14 protein-coding genes are annotated in these 20091 nt (G+C 42.9%); 8 read left to right on the forward strand and 6 right to left on the reverse strand.

What is annotated here, in order from left to right:
- Nucleotides 1–32 precede the first annotated feature (32 nt).
- The 4 genes from sbcD to IEW93_RS04915 all read left to right on the forward strand — a co-directional run bounded on the left by sbcD (nucleotide 33) and on the right by IEW93_RS04915 (nucleotide 7318).
- Nucleotides 33–1349, forward strand: a complete 1317-nt coding sequence (gene sbcD / locus IEW93_RS04900; protein ID WP_188737514.1) for an exonuclease subunit SbcD — start codon at nucleotides 33–35, stop codon at nucleotides 1347–1349.
- A complete protein-coding gene (locus tag IEW93_RS04905; protein WP_188737516.1) occupies nucleotides 1349–5047 on the forward strand; it encodes an AAA family ATPase in 3699 nt (1232 codons plus the stop codon). The genes sbcD and IEW93_RS04905 overlap by 1 nt, the downstream gene beginning before the upstream one ends.
- A 309-nt stretch (nucleotides 5048–5356) precedes the next feature.
- Nucleotides 5357–6643 carry a peptidoglycan DD-metalloendopeptidase family protein gene (locus IEW93_RS04910; RefSeq protein ID WP_373284875.1) on the forward strand — a complete coding sequence of 429 codons (1287 nt, stop codon included), beginning with the start codon at nucleotides 5357–5359 and terminating at the stop codon, nucleotides 6641–6643.
- Between the two features lie 258 nt (nucleotides 6644–6901).
- Nucleotides 6902–7318 carry a VOC family protein gene (locus IEW93_RS04915; protein WP_188737519.1) on the forward strand — a complete coding sequence of 139 codons (417 nt, stop codon included), beginning with the start codon at nucleotides 6902–6904 and terminating at the stop codon, nucleotides 7316–7318.
- Between the two features lie 70 nt (nucleotides 7319–7388).
- Here IEW93_RS04915 and IEW93_RS04920 read toward each other — a convergent pair whose 3' ends face one another.
- Complete coding sequence (locus tag IEW93_RS04920; protein ID WP_188737521.1) at nucleotides 7389–8654, reverse strand: MFS transporter; 1266 nt, start codon at nucleotides 8652–8654, stop codon at nucleotides 7389–7391.
- A 372-nt stretch (nucleotides 8655–9026) separates the two neighbouring features.
- Here IEW93_RS04920 and IEW93_RS04925 point away from each other — a divergent pair, with 372 nt between their 5' ends.
- Nucleotides 9027–9401 carry a VOC family protein gene (locus IEW93_RS04925; protein WP_188737523.1) on the forward strand — a complete coding sequence of 125 codons (375 nt, stop codon included), beginning with the start codon at nucleotides 9027–9029 and terminating at the stop codon, nucleotides 9399–9401.
- Between the two features lie 34 nt (nucleotides 9402–9435).
- On the opposite strand, the gene IEW93_RS04930 is transcribed toward IEW93_RS04925, so the two are convergent.
- From IEW93_RS04930 to IEW93_RS04940, 3 genes are all read right to left on the reverse strand, one after another.
- Nucleotides 9436–10035 (reverse strand): M48 metallopeptidase family protein, encoded by a 600-nt coding sequence (locus tag IEW93_RS04930; RefSeq protein WP_188737654.1) that lies wholly within the window; start codon nucleotides 10033–10035, stop codon nucleotides 9436–9438.
- Nucleotides 10036–10167: 132 nt separating this feature from the next.
- Complete coding sequence (locus tag IEW93_RS04935; RefSeq protein WP_188737525.1) at nucleotides 10168–10605, reverse strand: DUF3010 family protein; 438 nt, start codon at nucleotides 10603–10605, stop codon at nucleotides 10168–10170.
- A 107-nt stretch (nucleotides 10606–10712) separates the two neighbouring features.
- On the reverse strand, nucleotides 10713–12068 hold the full coding sequence (locus IEW93_RS04940; RefSeq protein WP_188737527.1) for a DEAD/DEAH box helicase: 1356 nt from the start codon (nucleotides 12066–12068) through the stop codon (nucleotides 10713–10715).
- A 170-nt stretch (nucleotides 12069–12238) separates the two neighbouring features.
- Between IEW93_RS04940 and rssA the strand changes: the two genes are divergently transcribed.
- From rssA to nrdG, 3 genes are all read left to right on the forward strand, one after another.
- Nucleotides 12239–13183 (forward strand): patatin-like phospholipase RssA, encoded by a 945-nt coding sequence (gene rssA, locus IEW93_RS04945; RefSeq protein ID WP_188737529.1) that lies wholly within the window; start codon nucleotides 12239–12241, stop codon nucleotides 13181–13183.
- Nucleotides 13184–13403: 220 nt separating this feature from the next.
- Nucleotides 13404–15521, forward strand: a complete 2118-nt coding sequence (nrdD, locus tag IEW93_RS04950; protein ID WP_188737531.1) for an anaerobic ribonucleoside-triphosphate reductase — start codon at nucleotides 13404–13406, stop codon at nucleotides 15519–15521.
- On the forward strand, nucleotides 15521–15988 hold the full coding sequence (nrdG, locus tag IEW93_RS04955; protein WP_188737535.1) for an anaerobic ribonucleoside-triphosphate reductase-activating protein: 468 nt from the start codon (nucleotides 15521–15523) through the stop codon (nucleotides 15986–15988). Before nrdD ends, nrdG begins: the two co-directional genes overlap by 1 nt.
- Here nrdG and IEW93_RS04960 read toward each other — a convergent pair.
- The gene (locus IEW93_RS04960) at nucleotides 15978–17216 is read right to left on the reverse strand and encodes an NADH:flavin oxidoreductase/NADH oxidase family protein (RefSeq protein ID WP_188737537.1); all 1239 of its coding nucleotides are present in this window, start codon (nucleotides 17214–17216) and stop codon (nucleotides 15978–15980) included. The genes nrdG and IEW93_RS04960 overlap by 11 nt on opposite strands.
- A 130-nt stretch (nucleotides 17217–17346) precedes the next feature.
- Entirely contained in the window at nucleotides 17347–19797 is a 2451-nt protein-coding gene (locus IEW93_RS04965; protein WP_188737539.1) for a TonB-dependent receptor, read from the reverse strand.
- Nucleotides 19798–20091 lie beyond the last annotated feature (294 nt).

The raw sequence follows: 20091 nt of genomic DNA on the forward strand, positions 1-20091 counted from the left end.
TCATTAAAGTTAGTTTTCATTAAAGGGATGTTATGCGCATTATTCACACATCAGACTGGCATTTAGGGCAATATTTTTATGGCAAAAGCCGTGCAGCAGAGCATGAAGCTTTTATGGCGTGGTTACTTGATCAAATTGATACTAATCAAGTTGATGCCCTCATTGTAGCCGGTGATATTTTTGATACAGGAACACCGCCAAGCTATGCTCGCGCGTTATACAATCAATTTATTGTTCAGATTCAACAAACGGGTTGCAAGCTGATTATTTTGGGTGGCAACCATGACTCCGTATCAACGTTAAATGAATCACGGCATCTATTAGCTTGCCTTAATACCACTGTTATCCCTGGGGCGTTTGAGCAAGTGAGTGAACATGTATTACCGCTTAAAAGCCGGCAGGGAGAGCTTGGCGCCATTTTGTGCGGTCTTCCTTATCTTCGCCCTCGTGACATTGTGTTGAGTGAGTCTGGTGAATCATCAACAGATAAGCAGCACAAGCTAGGGGCTGCCATTAGTGATTTGTATCAGCGCTGCTTTGAGCAGGCAACCGTGTTAAATGCTTCACTTTCATCACCCGTGCCAATCATTGCAACAGGCCATTTAACGACAGTAGGAGCCAGTACATCAGAGTCGGTTCGAGACATTTATATTGGCAGTTTAGATGCCTTTAATGCGGCGCATTTTCCGCCTGCCGACTACATTGCCTTAGGGCACATTCATCGCCCACAAGTGGTGGCAAAATCTGAACACATTCGTTATAGCGGCTCGCCAATAGCGTTAAGCTTTGATGAGTTAACAAGCCAAAACGATGCTAAAAAATCCGTATTTTTGGTTGAGTTTACTGATAATAAACTTGCGCACGTTACGCCGCTTATGGTGCCAATGTTTCAAGCGATGCAGGTGTTAAAAGGTGATTTAGACAGTATAGCGCAACAATTAAATACGTTTGCTGCAAATGCACAGGGCACGGCAACAACTTGGTTAAGTATTGAAGTGTCGCAGCAAGATTATTTGTCTGATTTGCAATCACGCATTGCCGACATGACTCAAGATAAAGCCGTTGAAGTATTACAACTTAAACGCGCTAGAAGCCAACGACAACAACACATTAAGCAACTTGATAATGAGACCTTATCAGAGCTCAGTGTGAATGAAGTCTTTGCAAGACGATTAGCGCAAGAGCAGTTTGATACTCCCTCACAACAAGCTCAGCTTGCTCGCATGAAGCAGCAATTTAGCCAGGTTGTGTCGGAAGTAGAGTCAGAAATCAATCAACAAGACTCAGCTGCCAGCCATGTACTTCACGAGTCAATGGATCAAAAGCGTGAGCAAGAAGGTCAAGCATAATGAAAATCTTAAGCCTACGTTTTAAAAACATTAATTCACTAAAAAATGAATGGAAAATCGATTTTACCCAATCACCGTTTGCTGAAAATGGCTTGTTTGCCATTACAGGCCCAACGGGCGCAGGTAAAACAACCATTTTAGATGCAATTTGTTTAGCGCTATACCACCGCACTCCGCGGTTAAATACTATTTCAAAAAACACAAACGAATTAATGACCCGTGGCACAGCTGAGTGTTTAGCGGAAGTTGAATTTGAAGTAAAAGGTGTCGCATACCGTGCTTTTTGGAGTCAGCGCCGATCACGTGATAAAGCAGACGGCAATTTACAAGATGCTCAAGTCGAATTAGCCTTACTGAGTGATGGAAAAATTCTTGCCAGTCAGATTAAACGTAAAACAGAGTTGGTAGAAGAAATCACCGGGCTTGATTTTGCGCGTTTTACTAAGTCGATGATGTTATCTCAAGGACAGTTTGCCGCCTTTTTAAATGCAGAAGCCAACGAGCGAGCAGAATTATTAGAAGAACTGACTGGCACAGAAATATACAGCTTAATTTCAGCTCGAGTGCATCAACACTTTAGCGATGCCAAAACCAATTTAAAGGTGTTAGAAGCCAAGCTTGGCAGCGTAGAGCTGTTAGATGACACTCAGCGTGCAGCACAAGAGATACAAATTAAACAGCTGGATCAATCATTAGATGCGCAGCAACAGCAGCTTTCTAAGCTCAACGAATTATTAACCTGGGCAGACAACACTACACAAGCTAACAACAACCTTGCTCAGGCTAAAGCGCTGCATCAGCAAGCACTGTTGCAGCAACAACAGCACAGTGAAGCACTCGCTCAACTAGCGCATAGCGAACCGGCTCAGCAGATTTCTCCCTTGTTTGACCAACAAGTCTTAGCGCAAACCAAAGTGGCCAATTTAACGGCACAAATAGCTACGTTGACACAACAAACGCAGCAAGCGGATACCGCGTTAACCACTTATAAACAGCAACATAGTAAAAGCCAGCAGCAGCTTAATGAGGTTAGCAAAGCACATAACGCACTACTGACTTTAATCGATAAGCAAGTCCTGCCTTTAGATCAACAAATTGCCCAGCTAAGTTTCCAATTATCGCAAGTGACGTCAAGCCAGCAACAAACAGAGCAGCAGCAACAAGAAGCGATTAAACAACAGCAAGCATTATTGGATCAACAAGCGACATTAACAGCCGCTAAACAACAAATAACCCAGCAACTTGACAGCCTGCCTCAAGGGCAAGAAGTGGCCAAAAAATTTGCCGCATGGCAAAACCAGTATCAGCAGATTATACAATTAAGTCAGCAAGGTGAAGGTGTTAAGCAACAGTTAGATAAACAAAAGCTGACCCTAAATGAAACCGAAAAAGCGTTAACACAGAGCGCTCCTAAAATAAGCCAAGCGCAGGCTGATTTCGCGCAAACATCGGCACAACACACGGCCAGCCAAGGTGCATTAACCACGTTGTTAGCTGGGCAAGATGAAACGAAGATAAATGCGCAATACCAACAATTATTGCAGCAACAAACTCATCGTTATCAGCTAAGCCAATTGTTTATCCAGTTTGAACAACAACAGCAGCAATACCAAACCTTAACCAGTCAATTGGCACAGATTGACGAAGAGTCATTAGCAGTAGCTCAATCGCTTACCGCAGTAAGAGCCCAGTGGAGTGATAAAAATCTGCAATACAAAGATGTGCAAATGTTACTGCAACAAGAGCAGCAAATTGCCAGTTTGAGTGCACAAAGAGCCAAGTTAAAAGCAGGTGAACCTTGTGCACTGTGCGGTTCGACCGAACATCCCTTGATTGAGAAATATGAAACACTCAATGTAACTGCAACTGAGTTGCGTGCCCAGCAGCTACAAATCGAATTAGATGCGATTAAACAGCAAGGGGAAGAGTTAAAAAACCAGCAAACAGCGATGCAAGTGAATCAAGAGCATGTTCAAAAACAATTAAGTCAGGCTCAATCGCAAATACAAGCAACACAAACACAATGGCTGCAACAAACACAAGCACTCAATGTTTCTCTGCCTTTAACATTGCAATCTAACTCATCCTTAGCCGCTTATCTTGCTGATGCTGAAAATAAACAACAACAGTTAGCATCGACCATAGAGCAGATTAATCAAAGCCAGAAAACCTTACATCAACATCAGCACGCTTTTGTACAAGCAGAGCAAGCGCTCAGTAAACTGATAAACCAGCAAGAGTTATTGCAACAACAGCGAGAAAATGTGCAGCAGTCGATGTTAGCGCAGCAGCAACAGCTGGAAGCGTTAAACCAGCAACAAGCAGACATGATTGAGTTAGTGACGTCACACATTAATGCCTGCGGCCTTAGCGCCCCTGATATAACTCAAGCTACAAACTGGTTAGCACAATTGCAACAGCAGCTTGATGCATGGACTCACGCGCAGCTACAGGCGGTAGAAAACCAGCAAGCGTTATCAATTACCACTGAAAAGCTTGCAGCAAGTCAGCAACAGATAACGGACATCACCGCGAAACTAGCATTAATCACAGAACAAGTGAGCCAAGCTCAAGCTCAGCTCGATAATGTCAAAGCACAGCGCCAAGCCATATTTGGCGACAAGGTCATTGACGATGAAAAATCTCACAGTCAACAAGTATTAGAGCAGGGACAACAAACTTTAGCGGCGATAGAGCAACAAGTGCAGCTTGCCGATAAACAGTTAACCAGCTTACAAGCACAACAGCACAGTATTACTGTGCAGGCTAACGATGCCACGGCAGAATATCAACAATTACAGCAACAATGGCAAACTGCTTTGCAAGACAGTCCATTTGCCGATGAAGCTGCTTTTAAACAAGCAAGGTTGACGCCGCAAGCGCGACAAAAGTTACAACAACTTAAACAACAACTCGACAATGACATTGTTAAAGCAAACACCATTGTTGAGCAAGCCAGTTTACGCCAAACCGAGCTCGCCGAACTTGGCGAGCAAAAACAATACCATGGTCAACATGTTCATGAATCTCAGCAGCAACAACAAACCATAACAACACAGCTCCAGCATGATAAACAGATGCTGTGGCGATTAACTCACGAGCTTGAGCAAGATGCGAGCAAACGAGCTGGCCAGCAACAACTGCTAATTGAGTTGGCCCAATTGCAACAAGAATACGATGACTTGGCTTGCTTACATTCGTTAATAGGTTCACAAAAGGGCGATAAGTTCCGTAAGTTTGCCCAAGGCCTTACTTTAGACCATTTAGTCGCTCTGGCGAATCGGCAGCTTGAACGGCTTCAAGGACGCTATTTATTAGAGCGTAAAGAGTCAGATGCGCTTGAGCTACAAGTGCTAGATACCTGGCAAGGTGATGCCGTTAGAGATACCCGAACCTTGTCGGGGGGAGAAAGCTTTTTAGTGAGTTTAGCCCTTGCATTGGCGCTTTCTGATCTTGTTAGTCATAAAACGAGCATTGACTCACTGTTTTTAGATGAAGGCTTTGGTACTTTGGATAGCCAAACATTAGATACCGCATTAGATGCACTCGATAATTTGAACGCCTCGGGCAAAATGATAGGTGTGATTAGCCATATTGAAGCCATGAAAGAACGAATTAGCGTGCAGGTAAAAGTGAATAAAATGAATGGGCTTGGGATCAGTAAATTACAAAATGAGTTTGCTGTTAATGCAACTTGATCGGCTTCAAACTCCCGTAATTACTGTAATCGACCGCAAATTAATTATTAATTAAATATCATTTTTTATTTGTAATATGACTATTTTTTGATATAAAAGAGCGTTGATATGCATTTTGAGTGCAAAAGTCCTTGTTTTAAGCAGTTTTACCGGACGGCGTAGTATCAAGTATTGGGCCATATTTATGATAAAAACGATGTGACAGCAGATGGTTAAACTCCTTGTGCTTAACTTCGCAATAACAATTTGCAGTAAAAGAAAAACAATAAATATAAAGCGTCATCTTTTAGGGTGGATTAGACATTGCTAATGAGTAAAATTATGGGCTATCAAAGGCCAGATATAAGCTCGCTGAGCTTACCTAACTTGCATAAAAAGTTATTACTAGCAAGTGTATTTGTTGTCGGTGCAGCGTTATTATGGCCCACACAACAAGAGTTTTCATCACAACGTATTCCAGTGGCTATCGACATAGACTCGTTACTGCCACACATAGCACAACAAAATCAGGTTGCTACTTCCACTCAACAAAATACCCCTATTTTAGATAGAGTGATTGAAAGCGGTGATACCCTTAGCCATTTATTTGAACTGGCCGGTATCGACCAACGCACCATGTATAAAGTGCTAGAAGCAGACTTAGAAGTACTGGCCTTAGATACATTATTACCGGGTAACCGTATTCAGTTTTGGGATAACGCCAATGGCGAGCTTGAAAAGTTAGAATTGTATTTTAACCCTGCTCATCAAGTGGTGTTTACCCGTTTTGACGATGGCAGTTATGAAGTAAAAGACATCAACATTGATGGTATTTGGCAAAATCGAATTGTCGGTGGTGAAATCAATGGCTCGTTTTATGTTTCGGCAAAAAATGCAGGTCTAAGTGCCGCTGAAATTCAAAAAGTAGAATCATTACTTAAGTCTAAACTCAACTTTTCACGCGAGCTGCGTGCAGGTGATACATTTTCTGTACTGGTAAATGATCAGTTTGTAGAAGGCGAGCCAACAGGAGTGACATCAATAGAAGGTATTCGTATCAATACCGGACGTCGCGATATTACCGCATTTCAAAATACCGATGGCAATTTTTACGACATTAACGGTCAAAGTTTGGCGCCAGCATTTCAGCGTATTCCTTTAGACCGTAAAGTGCGGTTAACCTCACACTTCAATCCGGCGCGTAAACATCCAATTACAGGCCGTATTCGCCCACACAATGGCACCGACTTTGCGACACCGATAGGCACCAAAGTCGTTGCCCCAGGTGAAGGTGTTGTCACTATGGTGACTAAGCATGCGTTCGCGGGTAACTATATTGTGATCGAGCATGACAATAAAGTGCGTACGCGCTACTTGCATTTGTCGAAGTTTTTAGTCAAAAAAGGCCAACGTGTAACGCGCGGTCAAGTGATTGCATTATCGGGTAATACAGGTGCATCGACAGGACCACACTTACATTATGAATTTATTGTCAACGGTCGCCCAGTGGATGCAATGAAAGCCAATATAGCAGAAGCCAAAGTGTTGCCTAAAAAGCAATTACAGGAGTTTCAGGCATTAGTGCGTAGCAGAACCATGATGATGGATTTAGGTTAATCATTAGCGACTAAATCATCAAAACGAATAAAAATGCAGCTATATTAGCTGCATTTTTTGTTTGAACACGAGCGTTTATATTGCCTCTTTGTACATTGCTACACTATCTGGATTGGGCATTTATAGTACAGCGATGAGATTTCTCTAAGTTTCTACTTTTCGATGGTATGAGTATTTATAGTAAGCTCCCCAATACGGTTGCTACCCACGGTTATCAAGATTTTCAGGCTGATTGCTTTAAAATCCATAGGTAAAACAATGAAACAGAATATCGTGCATATTGCACTAGTGATAAAAGATTACGATGAAGCAATCGATTTTTATGTCAATAAATTAAACTTTGAGCTTATCGAAGATACTTATCAGCCGGAACAAGATAAACGCTGGGTTGTTGTAGCACCGCCAAACTCTCATGGCGCGGCGATATTACTGGCTAAGGCGTCTAAGCCTGAACAGCAAGATTTTATAGGTAATCAAACCGGTGGTCGTGTATTCATCTTTTTGAATACCGATGACTTTTGGCGTGATTACAAGCGGATGAAATCGATAGGTATTCACTTTGTACGTGAGCCACAAGAGCAAGACTACGGCACTGTTGCGGTGTTTGAAGATTTGTATGGCAACCTATGGGATTTACTTCAGTTAAACCCCAATCATCCAATGGCAAAAAGGTAAGATTAGTTTTATCTTGGCAATGCTATTTATCAATTGTCATTTAACTTAACTTGCAAGTTGCTCGCTGAGTTTATTGTTTTACATTGTCCGCATCCACCTCGGTTCTTGGGTCCATTTCATATGCGGTTGGGCTTGCCATATCGGTGACGGCACGAAAGCTTTCTTTTGTTGCCAGTGTTGAAGGGGCAATATGGCTGCGACGTCTTAATAATACGATAACGAAGAAAATCGCCAAACAAGAACTGGTAAAAGCATATAACCCCTTGGCGCCTAATAATCCCATAGCAACTGAAGCTATGGGGGCACCAATAGCCGACGATAATCCCAGAGTGATGAGCATAGCGCTGCTTATTTCAACAAAATCTTCAGCGGTGGCGTTGTCATTCGCATGGGCTAAGCATATTGCATATAGCGTCATACAGGTTCCTCCCCAAAAAAAGGCTGATATCGCTGCAGGCCAACCGCCAAAAGTCGTGACAATGTAAGGAAGGGTAACAAACACTAGTGACACCATGGTGCCACCTAATGCGGTAAACATTAAAACACTGCGTCTATCAAACCTATCAGACAATTTACCCAGCGGTACTTGAAAACATGCTCCGCCAAGCACGGTGGCAGATAAAAATGCACCGAGTTGAATGTTGTCAAAACCATTATCTTTAGCATAAATAGGGGCTAAAGCCCAAAATGCACCTGTGACAAAACCAGCAACCACGGCGCCAATCAATGCAACATGAGAGTGGAGCCACACCTTTGGCATATTTAACTTAACCTGCTTTACCACTGCTGGTGCAGATGAACGTGTTAATGACACAGGTATGATGGCGATAGAGATAAAGATGGCTGCGAGACCGTATAGCATCGATTCTCGCTCACTACCTAAATTGAACAGTTGTTGACCACACATCACCATGATTAAATTGAGTGTGGTATAGATAGACAGTATTGTTCCCCTATTACTGGCTGTAGACGTGCCGTTTAACCAGCTTTCGATGATCATGTATAGGCCAGAAATCATTACTCCTATCAAAAACCTTAACAACATCCAACTATAAAACTCAGGTAATAAAGGAAACACTAAGATGACCACTGAGTAGCATGTAGCTAATACCGCAAAACTTCGAATATGACCAACTCGTTTAAGCATATAGGGTGTGGCTAAACAGCCGGAAACAAACCCTAAAAAGTAGCCAGATCCGGTCAAGGCGACTTGTGTATCGCTAAAGCCTGATTCACTGGCTGCGATGGGGAGTAAGGTCAATAATAATCCATGACCAAGAATTAAAAATGCATTCGATATGAGTAATGCTGAAAGTGGGATTAACGCGTTTAACATGTTACTCCAAAGGCTACTATGTCATATGCACAGGCATACGATGAGCCACTATTTGTGGTACTTAATTCAGGTTTTCTATGCGGACTTTAATCCTATGTGTTGCTATTTGATTCTATTATTGCGCCAATCGACTATGAACAGCGTGCTAATGAACGACTGTTGCTGTTAGATTAGCTTATCAGCATCATCAAGGTTGGAAGATTTATACCAAGTATTAAGATTATTTTTTATTCAATATTATCAAGCGATTAGTTTGTGACTGTCACGATGAATTTAACTTAATAGCACCAACTCGGTAGGTGTTTTATTTGTGTTGCACTTATATTGAACAAACTTGAATATCACAAAGTGCCAAAAAATTAGGGGGAAGCGATGGATCTCAATCAAGTAACATTACCTGTATCGAATATGGATAAGGCGGTGGCGTTTTATCAAGTTTTGGGGTTTACCTTAATCGTTGATACCCCACATTATGCGCGCTTTGAATGCCCGATAGGGCAGAGTACCTTTTCGCTATCATTAGAGCCTGAACCGACGATGAATGGGGTGGTGATTTACTTCGAACATGCAGAGTTAGATTGCTGGGTAAGTGACTTGCAAGCAAAAGGGATTGAGTTTGCTCAGCTACCCACAGATGAAGCATATCTATGGCGAGAGGCGGTTTTGTTTGACCCAAGTGGCAATAAACTTAAGCTTTATTGGGCGGGTGATAATCGTTTAAATCCACCTTGGCGAGTTAAATCTTAAAATGCCTTCTGTTTGGTTTAGTCAAATCTGTACCTTAATTATAAGGTGACTGGCCTGCTTCTTCTGCAACTAGCCACACACGCATATCAAATTCGAGTTGGTGATAGTCTGGCAGCATAAAAGTACAAAGTTGATAAAAAGCTTTGTTATGATCTTTTTCACGCAGGTGGGCGAGCTCATGTACCACCACCATTTGCAGCAGTTCAAACGGGATATATTTTAAGCGTGATGAGATACGGATTTCATTTTTAGCTTTTACTTTGCTGCCCTGGCGCCGATTAACATAAGAATGTAGCCCAAGTGCATGGTGGCTGGCATTAATTTTGTCGTCAAAAATGACTTTTGCTAATGGATCAGACTGACGCAAATAGGTGTTTTTTAACCCTATCGTCATATCATATAAAGCTTTGTCTGTACGGATGTCGTGTACACGCGGGTAGCGACTTAAAAAGTGTGCGCCCAATGCATTGCTATCAACCAATTGACGTATTTGCTCAACGATGTCTTGGCGATAACCACTTAAAAATCGTAATGCACTGAGTTCACTTTGCCGCTGTTTAATGTCGGCGCTGGTGATTAAGGTGCTCAAGTCTGTTTTGGGCTTGAGCGCTTGGCTTGCCGATTTTAGCGGCATTTTTGGCGGTGCTTGGCGATTTTTGGGTTTGCTGTCTGGCATGGGGGCAACTTGGGAGGCAATTAAATTTGAGTGGTAATGTAGATGATTAAGGCGTTACTAACTATTGCAGTAACGCCATAATGTGGCGGTTTATGCTTTACCAAAAATAATGCGGTTATGTTGAACATAAGCCACATCAAACGCATTTTTTTGAACACGTTTTAAGTCAAGTGATTCAAAATCAACTTGCGGCGGATTACGTTTTAACTGTTCTTTAATGGCAACCGGTGAAATGAGGCTTACCGGCAGATCAGTGATTTGAATGGCGGCTTCAAGTTTAAAGCTAGTGGCACTGCCGGCTAACTTTCCTTTTTGTTCACGTTCAATAATGGCGATGTGATCGACTTTATAATCTTCCATTAATTTATGAAACGCAAAATGAAACTCGCGAATACTTTCTGTTTCGTTAGAGTTTGACACGCTAAACGACACTTTACGGCATGCTGGTACGTTGAAGGTTTCGCCTTCATAAGTGAGCAAGCTGATAATGGCTTCGCCGCCTTTTAATTCTACACCACAAATTTTCATGTTAATCCTTACTGTTTTTACACACACCTGCTTTACGCTGATGTGTCGTTGTTCAATGGATCACGCTTAAGCGCAATCCTAAATGTTGTGCGCGTTAAAGTGTTTATTTAGTCTTCAGCGCTGTTATCTTCTTCAATAATTTGGATCGGTTTAGCTTTACGGCGCATCGGTGCGTCACCTACGTCAACACTGGTGATAAAGCGTTTATCACGCTTAGGTGCCGCTTTCGCTTTTTTAGCCGTTTTTGTTTTACTGGCCGTAGCACGCCCTTGTGGCGCATTGTTTGTTTTGCCTGTTGCCGGTTTGTCTTTGAGGCCTGTAAATTTAGCTTTCATGCCTTCGATTACTGTGGGCTCAAAGTTTTTACGCAAAAACAGCTGCACTTTTTTAAAGCTGTCCCAGTCTTTAGGGCCAACAAAAGAGATGGCATCACCTTTAGCACCCGCTCTACCTGTACGGCCAATGCGATGGACGTATTCTTCGGCAAATTTTGGCATGTCAAAGTTAATCACTAATGACACGTTAACTAAATCAAGCCCGCGAGATGCCACATCAGTGGTGATCAGTATTTGCGACTGACCACGTGCAAACTGATCCATAATGTGATTACGTGCAGATTGCTTTAAATCACCGCTCAATGCCGATGTTGCAAAACCTTGTGATGCCAGTAATGTGGCTAATCGGTCTGTATCAGAGCGCGTTGCGGTAAACACAATCACTTGCTTGTGTTGTTCTTGGGTTAAAATATGCTGCAATAACGCTTGTTTGTGGTCTAAATGGTCAACCAAAATAATGCGTTGTTCAATGTCTTTGTGTTCTGAGTACGACTCACCAATAGCAACGTGACTCGGAGACTTTAGTAAGGTTGCTGCAATGTCGTTAATGCTATCGTGATCTAAGGTTGCAGAAAACATTAAGGTTTGGCGACGTTTATGATCGGCCGCGTCATTAATGGCTTTTAATTGTGGTGCAAAGCCTAAATCGAGCATACGGTCAGCTTCGTCAAGAATGAGCAGTTCAAGACCGTTTAAAAACAAATGACGTTGTTGTAAATGATCCGCAATCCGGCCTGGGGTTGCCACAATAAAATGTGGGTCTCTTGCGAGGGCTTTGGCCTGGTCGTTAAAGTTTTCACCACCGAGTACGCTAATGGCTTTATATTGGGTGTTGGCCACTAATAAACGTAGCTGACCGTACACTTGTTGTGCCAGCTCACGCGTAGGCAACAAAACCAAAACACGAGGATCTTTTTTCGACAAGGCTTTCGTTGAGATTATACGTTGCATGGCCGGTAATAAAAACGCGAGGGTTTTACCCGAACCGGTTTTAGACGAAGCCATTAAATCTTTACCAGATAAGGCAATGGGCAGTGCTTGCGCTTGAACATCGGTAGGCGTGGTAATGCCAAGGTGCTTTAAACTGTCAAGCAGGCGCTTGTCCAATTGAAAATCGGTAAATTGCAAAGGTAAATCCCCTAAAAAATGTTAGCCACGGATTATAGCTGTTTCACTGTGCTATAGCCAACAAGAGTCGCTTTAGTTATGCTATTTTTTAACATCTTAGCTTTGCATTGTATTTGCACATTAAAGATGTTGATTGAATGATAATCATGCCTCGTTTGAAAGGAATAAATATGACAAAGCCGACCGTAGGATTAGTGTTAGGCAGCGGAGCCGCAAAAGGCTGGGCACATATTGGCGTGTTAAAAGGATTAGCATCGTTAGACATATACCCAGATAAAATTGCGGGTTGCTCAGTGGGGGCACTTGTTGGCGCTGCTTATGCTAATGATCATTTAGATGAACTCGAAACCTGGGTAAGCGGCTTTTCTAGCTGGGATGTACTTGGGCTAATGGATTTAGGTTGGCGTAAGGGGGGCTTAATCAGCGGGCAAAAAGTGTTCGATGTGCTGGCTAATCGCATTGGTGATCTCAATATTGAGCAATTAAATAGGCCGTTTGCGGCAGTGGCTACCGATCTGTATTCTGGCCAAGAAATATGGTTTAGAGAGGGAAATTTACGCCATGCTGTAAGGGCATCGTGTTCTATGCCTGGCTTTTTACCCCCAGTGCAACAAGATAACCGTTGGTTAGTTGATGGTGCGGTGGTTAATCCTGTGCCCGTTTCGTTGTGCCGGGCAATGGGCGTAGATATTGTTATTGCGGTTGATCTAAATGGTCATCGTCGTGGTCACATGCACATGATGCCTGAACAATTAAAAAGCCGTGAGCCTAAAAAATCTCAACCTGTTACTGAAAAACCACAGTTAGAGTCTGGCTTTATGGATTTGTGGGGCAAAGGTAAAGATTATATGAGTGACCTAACGGACAAGTTTTCCCTTGGTGGCGGTAAATCTCACCCGGGCATGATAGCTGTTATGTCTCAGTCGATGGACATTTTAGAGCAAAGACATAAACGGTCGCGACTAATGGGCGAGCCACCAGATATTTATATCGTGCCTGATGTGGTTGATATTGGCACTATGGAGTTTCATCGAGCCAAAGAAGCGATTAAAGCCGGAGAAGTTGCGGTACAAGATATTGCCCATTTACTTAAGGCGACGTTGTCGAGTCGTTAATATTTTGCAGCAGGTTATTGCTTAATGTATGGCCTGCTGTCGCTTTTATTTTTTCACTACGGTTAACTGCAATTTGTCTTAATCTTTACCAGTCTGCTTTCTTATGATCTGGATCAAAGAAACGTATCCCGTTATAGCGCCTAATACACACCATATAGTGTTGTTTATTTATTTTGTGCCAATATATAGTGTTTTGCGGCATTTATAAAAGGTGGGTCGTATGCTAGTTGTGGTGAAAAGGGATGGATGCCGTACTGCGTTTGACGCAAGTCGCATCAAAGATGCGGTGTTAGCTGCAATGGATTCTGCGGGGCAAGCAGATGATCAATATGCACTGGAATTAGCCAAAGCTATACAGCTACAGATGGCCGAGCGCACGCAAGTTGATATACATGAGCTACAAGATGCGGTTGAAAATTTATTAATGTCGGGGCCGTTTAAGTCTGTTGCTCGTCATTATATTGAGTATCGCCACGATCGCGACAAACACCGTGAAGCTAAAAGTAAGTTAAATTGTGCTATTCGTGGTTTAGTTGAGCAATCTGACAGTGCTATTTTAAATGAAAATGCCAATAAAGATGCCAAAGTGATCCCAACTCAACGGGATTTGTTAGCCGGCATTGTGGCAAAACATTACGCCAAAACTCACCTATTACCAAAAGATGTGGTCGCTGCCCATGAAAAAGGCGAGATTCATTACCACGATTTAGATTATGCGCCTTTTTTCCCAATGTTTAACTGCATGCTCATTGATTTAGCGGGCATGTTGACTCATGGTTTTAAAATGGGCAACGCTGAAATAGACACGCCTAAATCAATTTCTACTGCTACAGCCGTTACGGCACAGATTATTGCCCAAGTGGCCAGCCATATTTATGGCGGTACAACGATTAACCGCATTGACGAGGTGTTGGCTGAGTTTGTACAAAAAAGTTATCAAAAACATCTTGCTGTGGCTAAAAAATGGCAAATAGCTGACGAAGCGGGTTTTGCCATGACCCAAACCGAGAAAGAATGTCACGATGCTTTCCAATCGCTAGAATACGAAGTGAATACGTTGCATACCGCTAACGGACAAACTCCATTTGTGACCTTTGGTTTTGGTTTAGGCACATCATGGGAATCGCGGTTAATTCAAAAATCTATTTTAACAGTGCGCATGGCGGGTTTGGGCAAAAACCGTAAAACGGCAGTGTTTCCCAAACTGGTTTTTGCTATTAAAGATGGGGTTAATCATAAAGCCCAAGACAGTAATTACGACATTAAAAAGATGGCGCTGACCTGTTCTAGTATGCGTATGTATCCCGATATTTTGAATTACGATCAAGTGGTGAAAGTCACGGGTTCATTTAAAACCCCAATGGGATGTCGCTCATTTTTGGGTGCCTATGAAGAAAATGGGCAGTTGGTTCATGAAGGACGCAATAATTTAGGGGTAGTGAGCTTAAACTTACCTCGTATCGCGTTAGAAGCAGGTAATGATGAACAGCGCTTTTATCAGCTACTCGATCAACGTTTATTAATCGCGCGCAAAGCGCTAGATACCCGCATTGCGCGTTTAGAAGGGGTTAAGGCGCGAGTGGCTCCAATTTTGTATATGGAGGGGGCCTGTGGTGTTCGCTTAAAAGCAGATGACGATATAAGCGAGATTTTTAAACACGGTAGAGCCTCTATTTCATTAGGTTTTATTGGGTTACACGAAACCATCAATGCTATTTATGGTCACGACAAGCATGTGTTTGATGATGCCGCATTACGGGCAAAAGCGGTGGCGATCATCAGTAAACTTAAGCAAGCGACTGAGTCGTGGAAGCAAGAAACCGGTTACGGCTTTAGCTTATACAGCACACCTAGTGAGAACTTATGCAGTCGCTTTTGCCAGCTTGATACGGCGCAGTTTGGGGTGGTTGCTGGGGTGACAGATAAAGGCTATTACACCAATAGTTTCCATTTAGATGTTGAAAAGAAAGTTAACCCGTTTGATAAAATCGACTTTGAACAACCTTATCCGGCAATCGCTAATGGTGGGTTTATTTGTTACGGCGAATACCCCAACATGCAACATAATATTGAAGCGTTAGAAAATGTGTGGGAATACAGTTACAGCCGAGTGCCATATTATGGCACGAACACGCCCATTGATGAGTGTTATGATTGTGGCTTTATTGGTGAATTTAACTGTACCAGCAAAGGGTTTGTGTGTCCTAAATGCGGTAACCATGAACCCAGCCGCGTGTCAGTGACTCGCCGTGTGTGTGGCTATTTAGGCAGCCCTGATGCCAGGCCATTTAACTTTGGTAAGCAAGAAGAAGTTAAACGCAGAGTGAAACATTTGTAATGCATTACAGTGCATACCATAGTGTTGATGTTGTTAACGGTGAAGGTACCCGCTGTACGTTATTTGTCAGTGGGTGTGAACACGCTTGTAAAGGCTGTTATAACCAAAGCACTTGGCGACTTGATGCTGGCCATGTGTATACTCAAGCGCTTGAAGATCAAATCATTACAGATTTAAACGATGACCGCATAAAACGCCGAGGCTTAAGTCTTAGCGGTGGCGATCCGCTTCACCCAGCTAACGTGGAAACCATTTTACATTTAGTTAAGCGGGTTAAGCGTGAATGTCCCAATAAAGACATTTGGCTGTGGAGCGGTTATCAGCTTGCAGAGTTGAGCGAGGCGCAACAAGCAGTGGTTGCACTGGTTGATGTATTAATTGACGGAAAGTTTGAGCAAGATAAAGCTGATCCCGCGCTATTGTGGCGCGGAAGCAGCAATCAGATAATCCACCGATTTAGTCGTTAGTAATCCCAAGTTGATGGCGATAACGCTTAGTGCGTTGTTTGGTTTTAAATTGATCGACCACTAAACTCCATAGTGCTGAGTCGTTTGTTTGCGGTGTTGCTCCTTGGCTCATGCGGCGAAGTTGGCGTTTAATTATGGCCATGGTGGCCAATCCTGCCAGGGTTTTATTTTGCCAATCGACTCGAGGTAATGTTGGGCTAAAGTCTGGCTGTGTTTGCCATAAGTTGGCTAAGTTAGGGTAAAAAGCCAATGCACTGGCAATACCACACATTACAAAGCCGGCATCGAGCACTTGCTCTGCAATCTCCTTACGGCGTATGCCACCTGTGAGCATTAATGGAATAGGCGACTTAGCCACTAATTGACTGGTTAAACTAAGAAAATATGCTTCACGGGCGAGGGTACGTTCATCGGCACTTCGTCCTTGCATAGCGGGTGCTTCATAACTGCCGCCAGATAGCTCAACCACATCGACGTGATATTGGGCCAATAGATTAATGACTTGCTCTGCATCTTCTACATCAAATCCACCGCGTTGAAAATCGGCTGAATTAAGTTTTACTGCAATATCAAATGTGTCGCCACATCGTTGTCTTATTTGCTTAACCACGTCTAATAAAAGTTTGGCTCTATTTTCAAGTGTGCCACCCCATTCATCGGTGCGTTTGTTGGTTAATGGCGATAAAAACTGTGCCAGTAAGTATCCATGTGCAGCATGGACTTGCACGCCGTCAAATCCGGCCTGTTGTGCCATGCTTGCTGTTGTTGCAAAACGTTCAATTACATCTGTAATATCATCATGATTCATTGCTTTAGGCTGCGTAAACATTGAAGAATGCTTGCCTAAATCTAATGCGATGGCTGATGGGGCCAGGTTTTTACCGCCCATAGCCTTAAATACTTGTCTGCCTGGGTGGTTAAGTTGCATCCATACTCGGGCGTTGTTTTGCTTGGCAATACTGGCCCATTGTGTAAAAGGAGCTAAATCACTGTCGGCCTCTAACGCAACGCCCCCAGGACCTGTCATGGCATAACGGTCAACCATAACATTGCCAGTAATTATTAACCCTACGCCACCTTTTGCCCATGCATCATAAAGCGCAAACAATGCGCTGTCGGGTTGTTGTTTTGCATTGGCGAGGTTTTCTTCCATGGCGGCTTTGGCAATACAATTAGGGATAATGCCACCATTAGGTAAGGTATATGCGCTAAATAAACGGTTTGTCATGAAATGCTGTCCATTTATGGTATTAAATAAGGGAATTAAGTGAATTGACCCATGCCAGACATCATAAAGTAATACCATCACAACACCAAACAGGCCCTAGGGTCTGTTTGGTGTTGTTGAGAGAAGTTGATTAAATACGGTAGGTTACCGTTAACTTAGCATTACGTTCTTCGCCTGGTAATCCACCTAAGAACATGGCTTTTTCGTAGTATGATTTATTAAATAAGTTATTGAGATTTAATTGAATTTTATATCGTTCAACATCATAACTAATTGCAGAGTCTACAACAGTATAGCTTGGGACGTATCCGTCAGGAATGCCGAACGAGCTTGAGTTGGTGCTTCGCTCGCCAACATGCTCAGCACCAAGACTAATCGATACAGGTGCAGGTAAACCAAACTCGGCTGCATAAGTCACCCAGGTGCTTGCTGTTACGTAAGGTACACCTTTTTGATGTTGACCATAATCGCTACTGTTTGGATTTTGGTTGTCTCTTGCATCTTGATACACAGCATTAATGTTGACCTTCCATTGCTCACTTAAATAGGCGTTTAAGTCCATTTCGACGCCTTTGGTGTCTTCGCTGCCATCGTAAAAATACGGATCAATATCGGATGTCGTCGCGCTACTGTCGTAATCTGGGTTACTGTAGGCAATATTGGTACGTGAAGATTTAAAAAACACTAATGATGCCAGTAGCTGGTCTTCAAATGCTTTAAAACGTACGCCAAGGTCGTTACTGATTGATTCAGAATCATCTCGGTCGGCTTCTGTGCCTGTTACATCGCCCAATACACTGTAGGCTGTTCGACCTTTAGAGTGATTAACAAAAATAGAGATATCATCAGTTGGCATGTACGTTAAACCAAGGTTGTAAGTAATACCGTTGTCTGTGGTATCTGCTTCTGGCTGTGGCTCTGCCAGGCTACTGCTATATCGAGAATCGACGCCTAAATGCTTATAGGTTTGCCTGATCTCATTGAAGGCAACACCCACTCGGCTGGTAAAGCCTGCACCTAAATATCCCACATGCTGCACTCCAAGCCCCCATGCACTGACTGACTTATTGTAATTACTGGTCACTAGAGGGTCGTAATCTTCAAAATCACCTTCGGCCCAATTAGGATCGCGGATATCATAAATATAGGGGAGCGTTCCTTGGTAGCTTACGTCACCGTTACTGTCTTTTAATACGTAATCGGCATCCCATATTGACGACTGTTTAAATCGAATTGTTCGGTCTTCAAAGTTAGCGTTAACCAATAATTCGTTTTCAATGTTGCCAATGTCAAAGTCGTAACGCAGATCGGCAAAATATTGCCATGACTTTTCATCTGCTGTGACTTTACGGTATTCCTGACGACGAGCTGCATAGGGATACAGTACGTCATCTTCAACTAATGGTGCACGGGGATCTGCATTAATGACACCATTGCGTTGCCAGTAAACGTAATTATATGCACCTGTTTGGCGAGCAAAACCCGTTTCATAATTACGATATTGCAATTGCTGATTTAAGAATAGGTCGTCAGTTAAGTATATGTTGTGGGTAAGTTTAAAGCGTAATTCTTCGCTTTCGTTATCTTTTGCCATCGGGGAAATCAAACCATTATGGCCAAAGTCGTAGGGGGTTTGGCCATCACTAGCACTGAGCGAGTCTGCAAGTTGTTGACGCTGCTCATCGGTAAGTTGCACGCCACTGCTGGTTGGGTCGTTAACCAAATCTTCCCATGTCACTTCGTCAGCGGTTTTACCGTCAACCGATGCAGCGTTATAAATACGAATAGGGTGACCAATGGAGTCGACAGGAATAGCGTCTTTGATATAGGCAGTAGAGAACATCAGATTTTGACTGTCATCTACAACAAATTTTAATGAGCCGTAGACTTCATCTCTGTCTGTGCCAAGATCGCGATAGCCGTCACTGCGGGCGCTTTTTGCAACCACGCGATAGGCAACATCATCGGTTATGCCTCCCGTACTGTCGGCCATTAGTGAATAGCTGTCCCATTGTCCAACTTCGGCTTCAATAACATGTTTGCTTTCAAACTCTGGTTTTTTTTCGATTAAGTTAATCACACCGCCAGCGCTACCCATGCCGTATAAGCCTGTGGCAGGGCCTTTTAATACTTCAACTGAATTAACATTGGTGAGGGAGCGGGTTGGGTTAAATGTATTGCCAAGGCCGGCGCCGCCGTACATGCCATCAAAGGTGTAATTGGCTCCTAAACCGCGGATGACAAGGTTGTCGCCAATACCATAATTATTACCTGCTTGGGTCACGCCACTGATGTTACGCACTAGATCTTTCATGTTACTAATGCCCTGCTCATCAATGAGTGCTTCATCAACAATGACAACCGCCGCGGGAGTCTCCATCAAAGACATGTCTGATTTTGTTGCTAAACCGGAATTCATCACTACCTGGTTTTGACGACCGTATACAGTAATACGTTCATAGTCTTGTGCAGTGGGTTGCGTTTCAGTACTCGAGTCATTAGGTGTTTGCGCGTGTGCATAAATAGGAAATAAAATACTTTGGCAAGCAAGAGCAAGTAAAGATAATCGTAGCGATGTCATAGTGGATACCTCGTTTAATGATTTTGCGAATGATAATGATTATCATAAAGATTGCAATTGAATTTGAGTCATCATGTGGCAAAAACGCTAACAAGAAGTTTATTTGCGCTATTTTTAAGCTGATTGGCTGCAACATCATCATAACCTGTTGCATAAGTTGTTAATTTTTATAATGGAGTAGCTTTATTGTTAGTTATTTGTGATTTCGGATGCTGGCGTTTGTAATGCAATAACTGGTTTGGATCAGGCGTAAAAGACAAGACAGCAAAACCTCTAATCGATTTTTAAAGGTGG

Source organism: Shewanella inventionis (genome assembly GCF_014641855.1).
Taxonomy (GTDB): domain Bacteria; phylum Pseudomonadota; class Gammaproteobacteria; order Enterobacterales; family Shewanellaceae; genus Shewanella; species Shewanella inventionis.

Coding starts and splice junctions, on each gene's coding strand:
- IEW93_RS04925 (WP_188737523.1), top strand. CDS start 9,027: ATGGATCTCAATCAAGTAACATTACCTGTATCGAATATGGATAAGGCG.
- IEW93_RS04910 (WP_373284875.1), top strand. CDS start 5,357: ATGAGTAAAATTATGGGCTATCAAAGGCCAGATATAAGCTCGCTGAGC.
- IEW93_RS04905 (WP_188737516.1), top strand. CDS start 1,349: ATGAAAATCTTAAGCCTACGTTTTAAAAACATTAATTCACTAAAAAAT.
- IEW93_RS04935 (WP_188737525.1), bottom strand. CDS start 10,605: ATGAAAATTTGTGGTGTAGAATTAAAAGGCGGCGAAGCCATTATCAGC.
- nrdD (WP_188737531.1), top strand. CDS start 13,404: ATGCTAGTTGTGGTGAAAAGGGATGGATGCCGTACTGCGTTTGACGCA.
- IEW93_RS04960 (WP_188737537.1), bottom strand. CDS start 17,216: ATGACAAACCGTTTATTTAGCGCATATACCTTACCTAATGGTGGCATT.
- IEW93_RS04930 (WP_188737654.1), bottom strand. CDS start 10,035: ATGCCGCTAAAATCGGCAAGCCAAGCGCTCAAGCCCAAAACAGACTTG.
- rssA (WP_188737529.1), top strand. CDS start 12,239: ATGACAAAGCCGACCGTAGGATTAGTGTTAGGCAGCGGAGCCGCAAAA.
- IEW93_RS04915 (WP_188737519.1), top strand. CDS start 6,902: ATGAAACAGAATATCGTGCATATTGCACTAGTGATAAAAGATTACGAT.
- IEW93_RS04920 (WP_188737521.1), bottom strand. CDS start 8,654: ATGTTAAACGCGTTAATCCCACTTTCAGCATTACTCATATCGAATGCA.
- nrdG (WP_188737535.1), top strand. CDS start 15,521: ATGCATTACAGTGCATACCATAGTGTTGATGTTGTTAACGGTGAAGGT.
- sbcD (WP_188737514.1), top strand. CDS start 33: ATGCGCATTATTCACACATCAGACTGGCATTTAGGGCAATATTTTTAT.
- IEW93_RS04965 (WP_188737539.1), bottom strand. CDS start 19,797: ATGACATCGCTACGATTATCTTTACTTGCTCTTGCTTGCCAAAGTATT.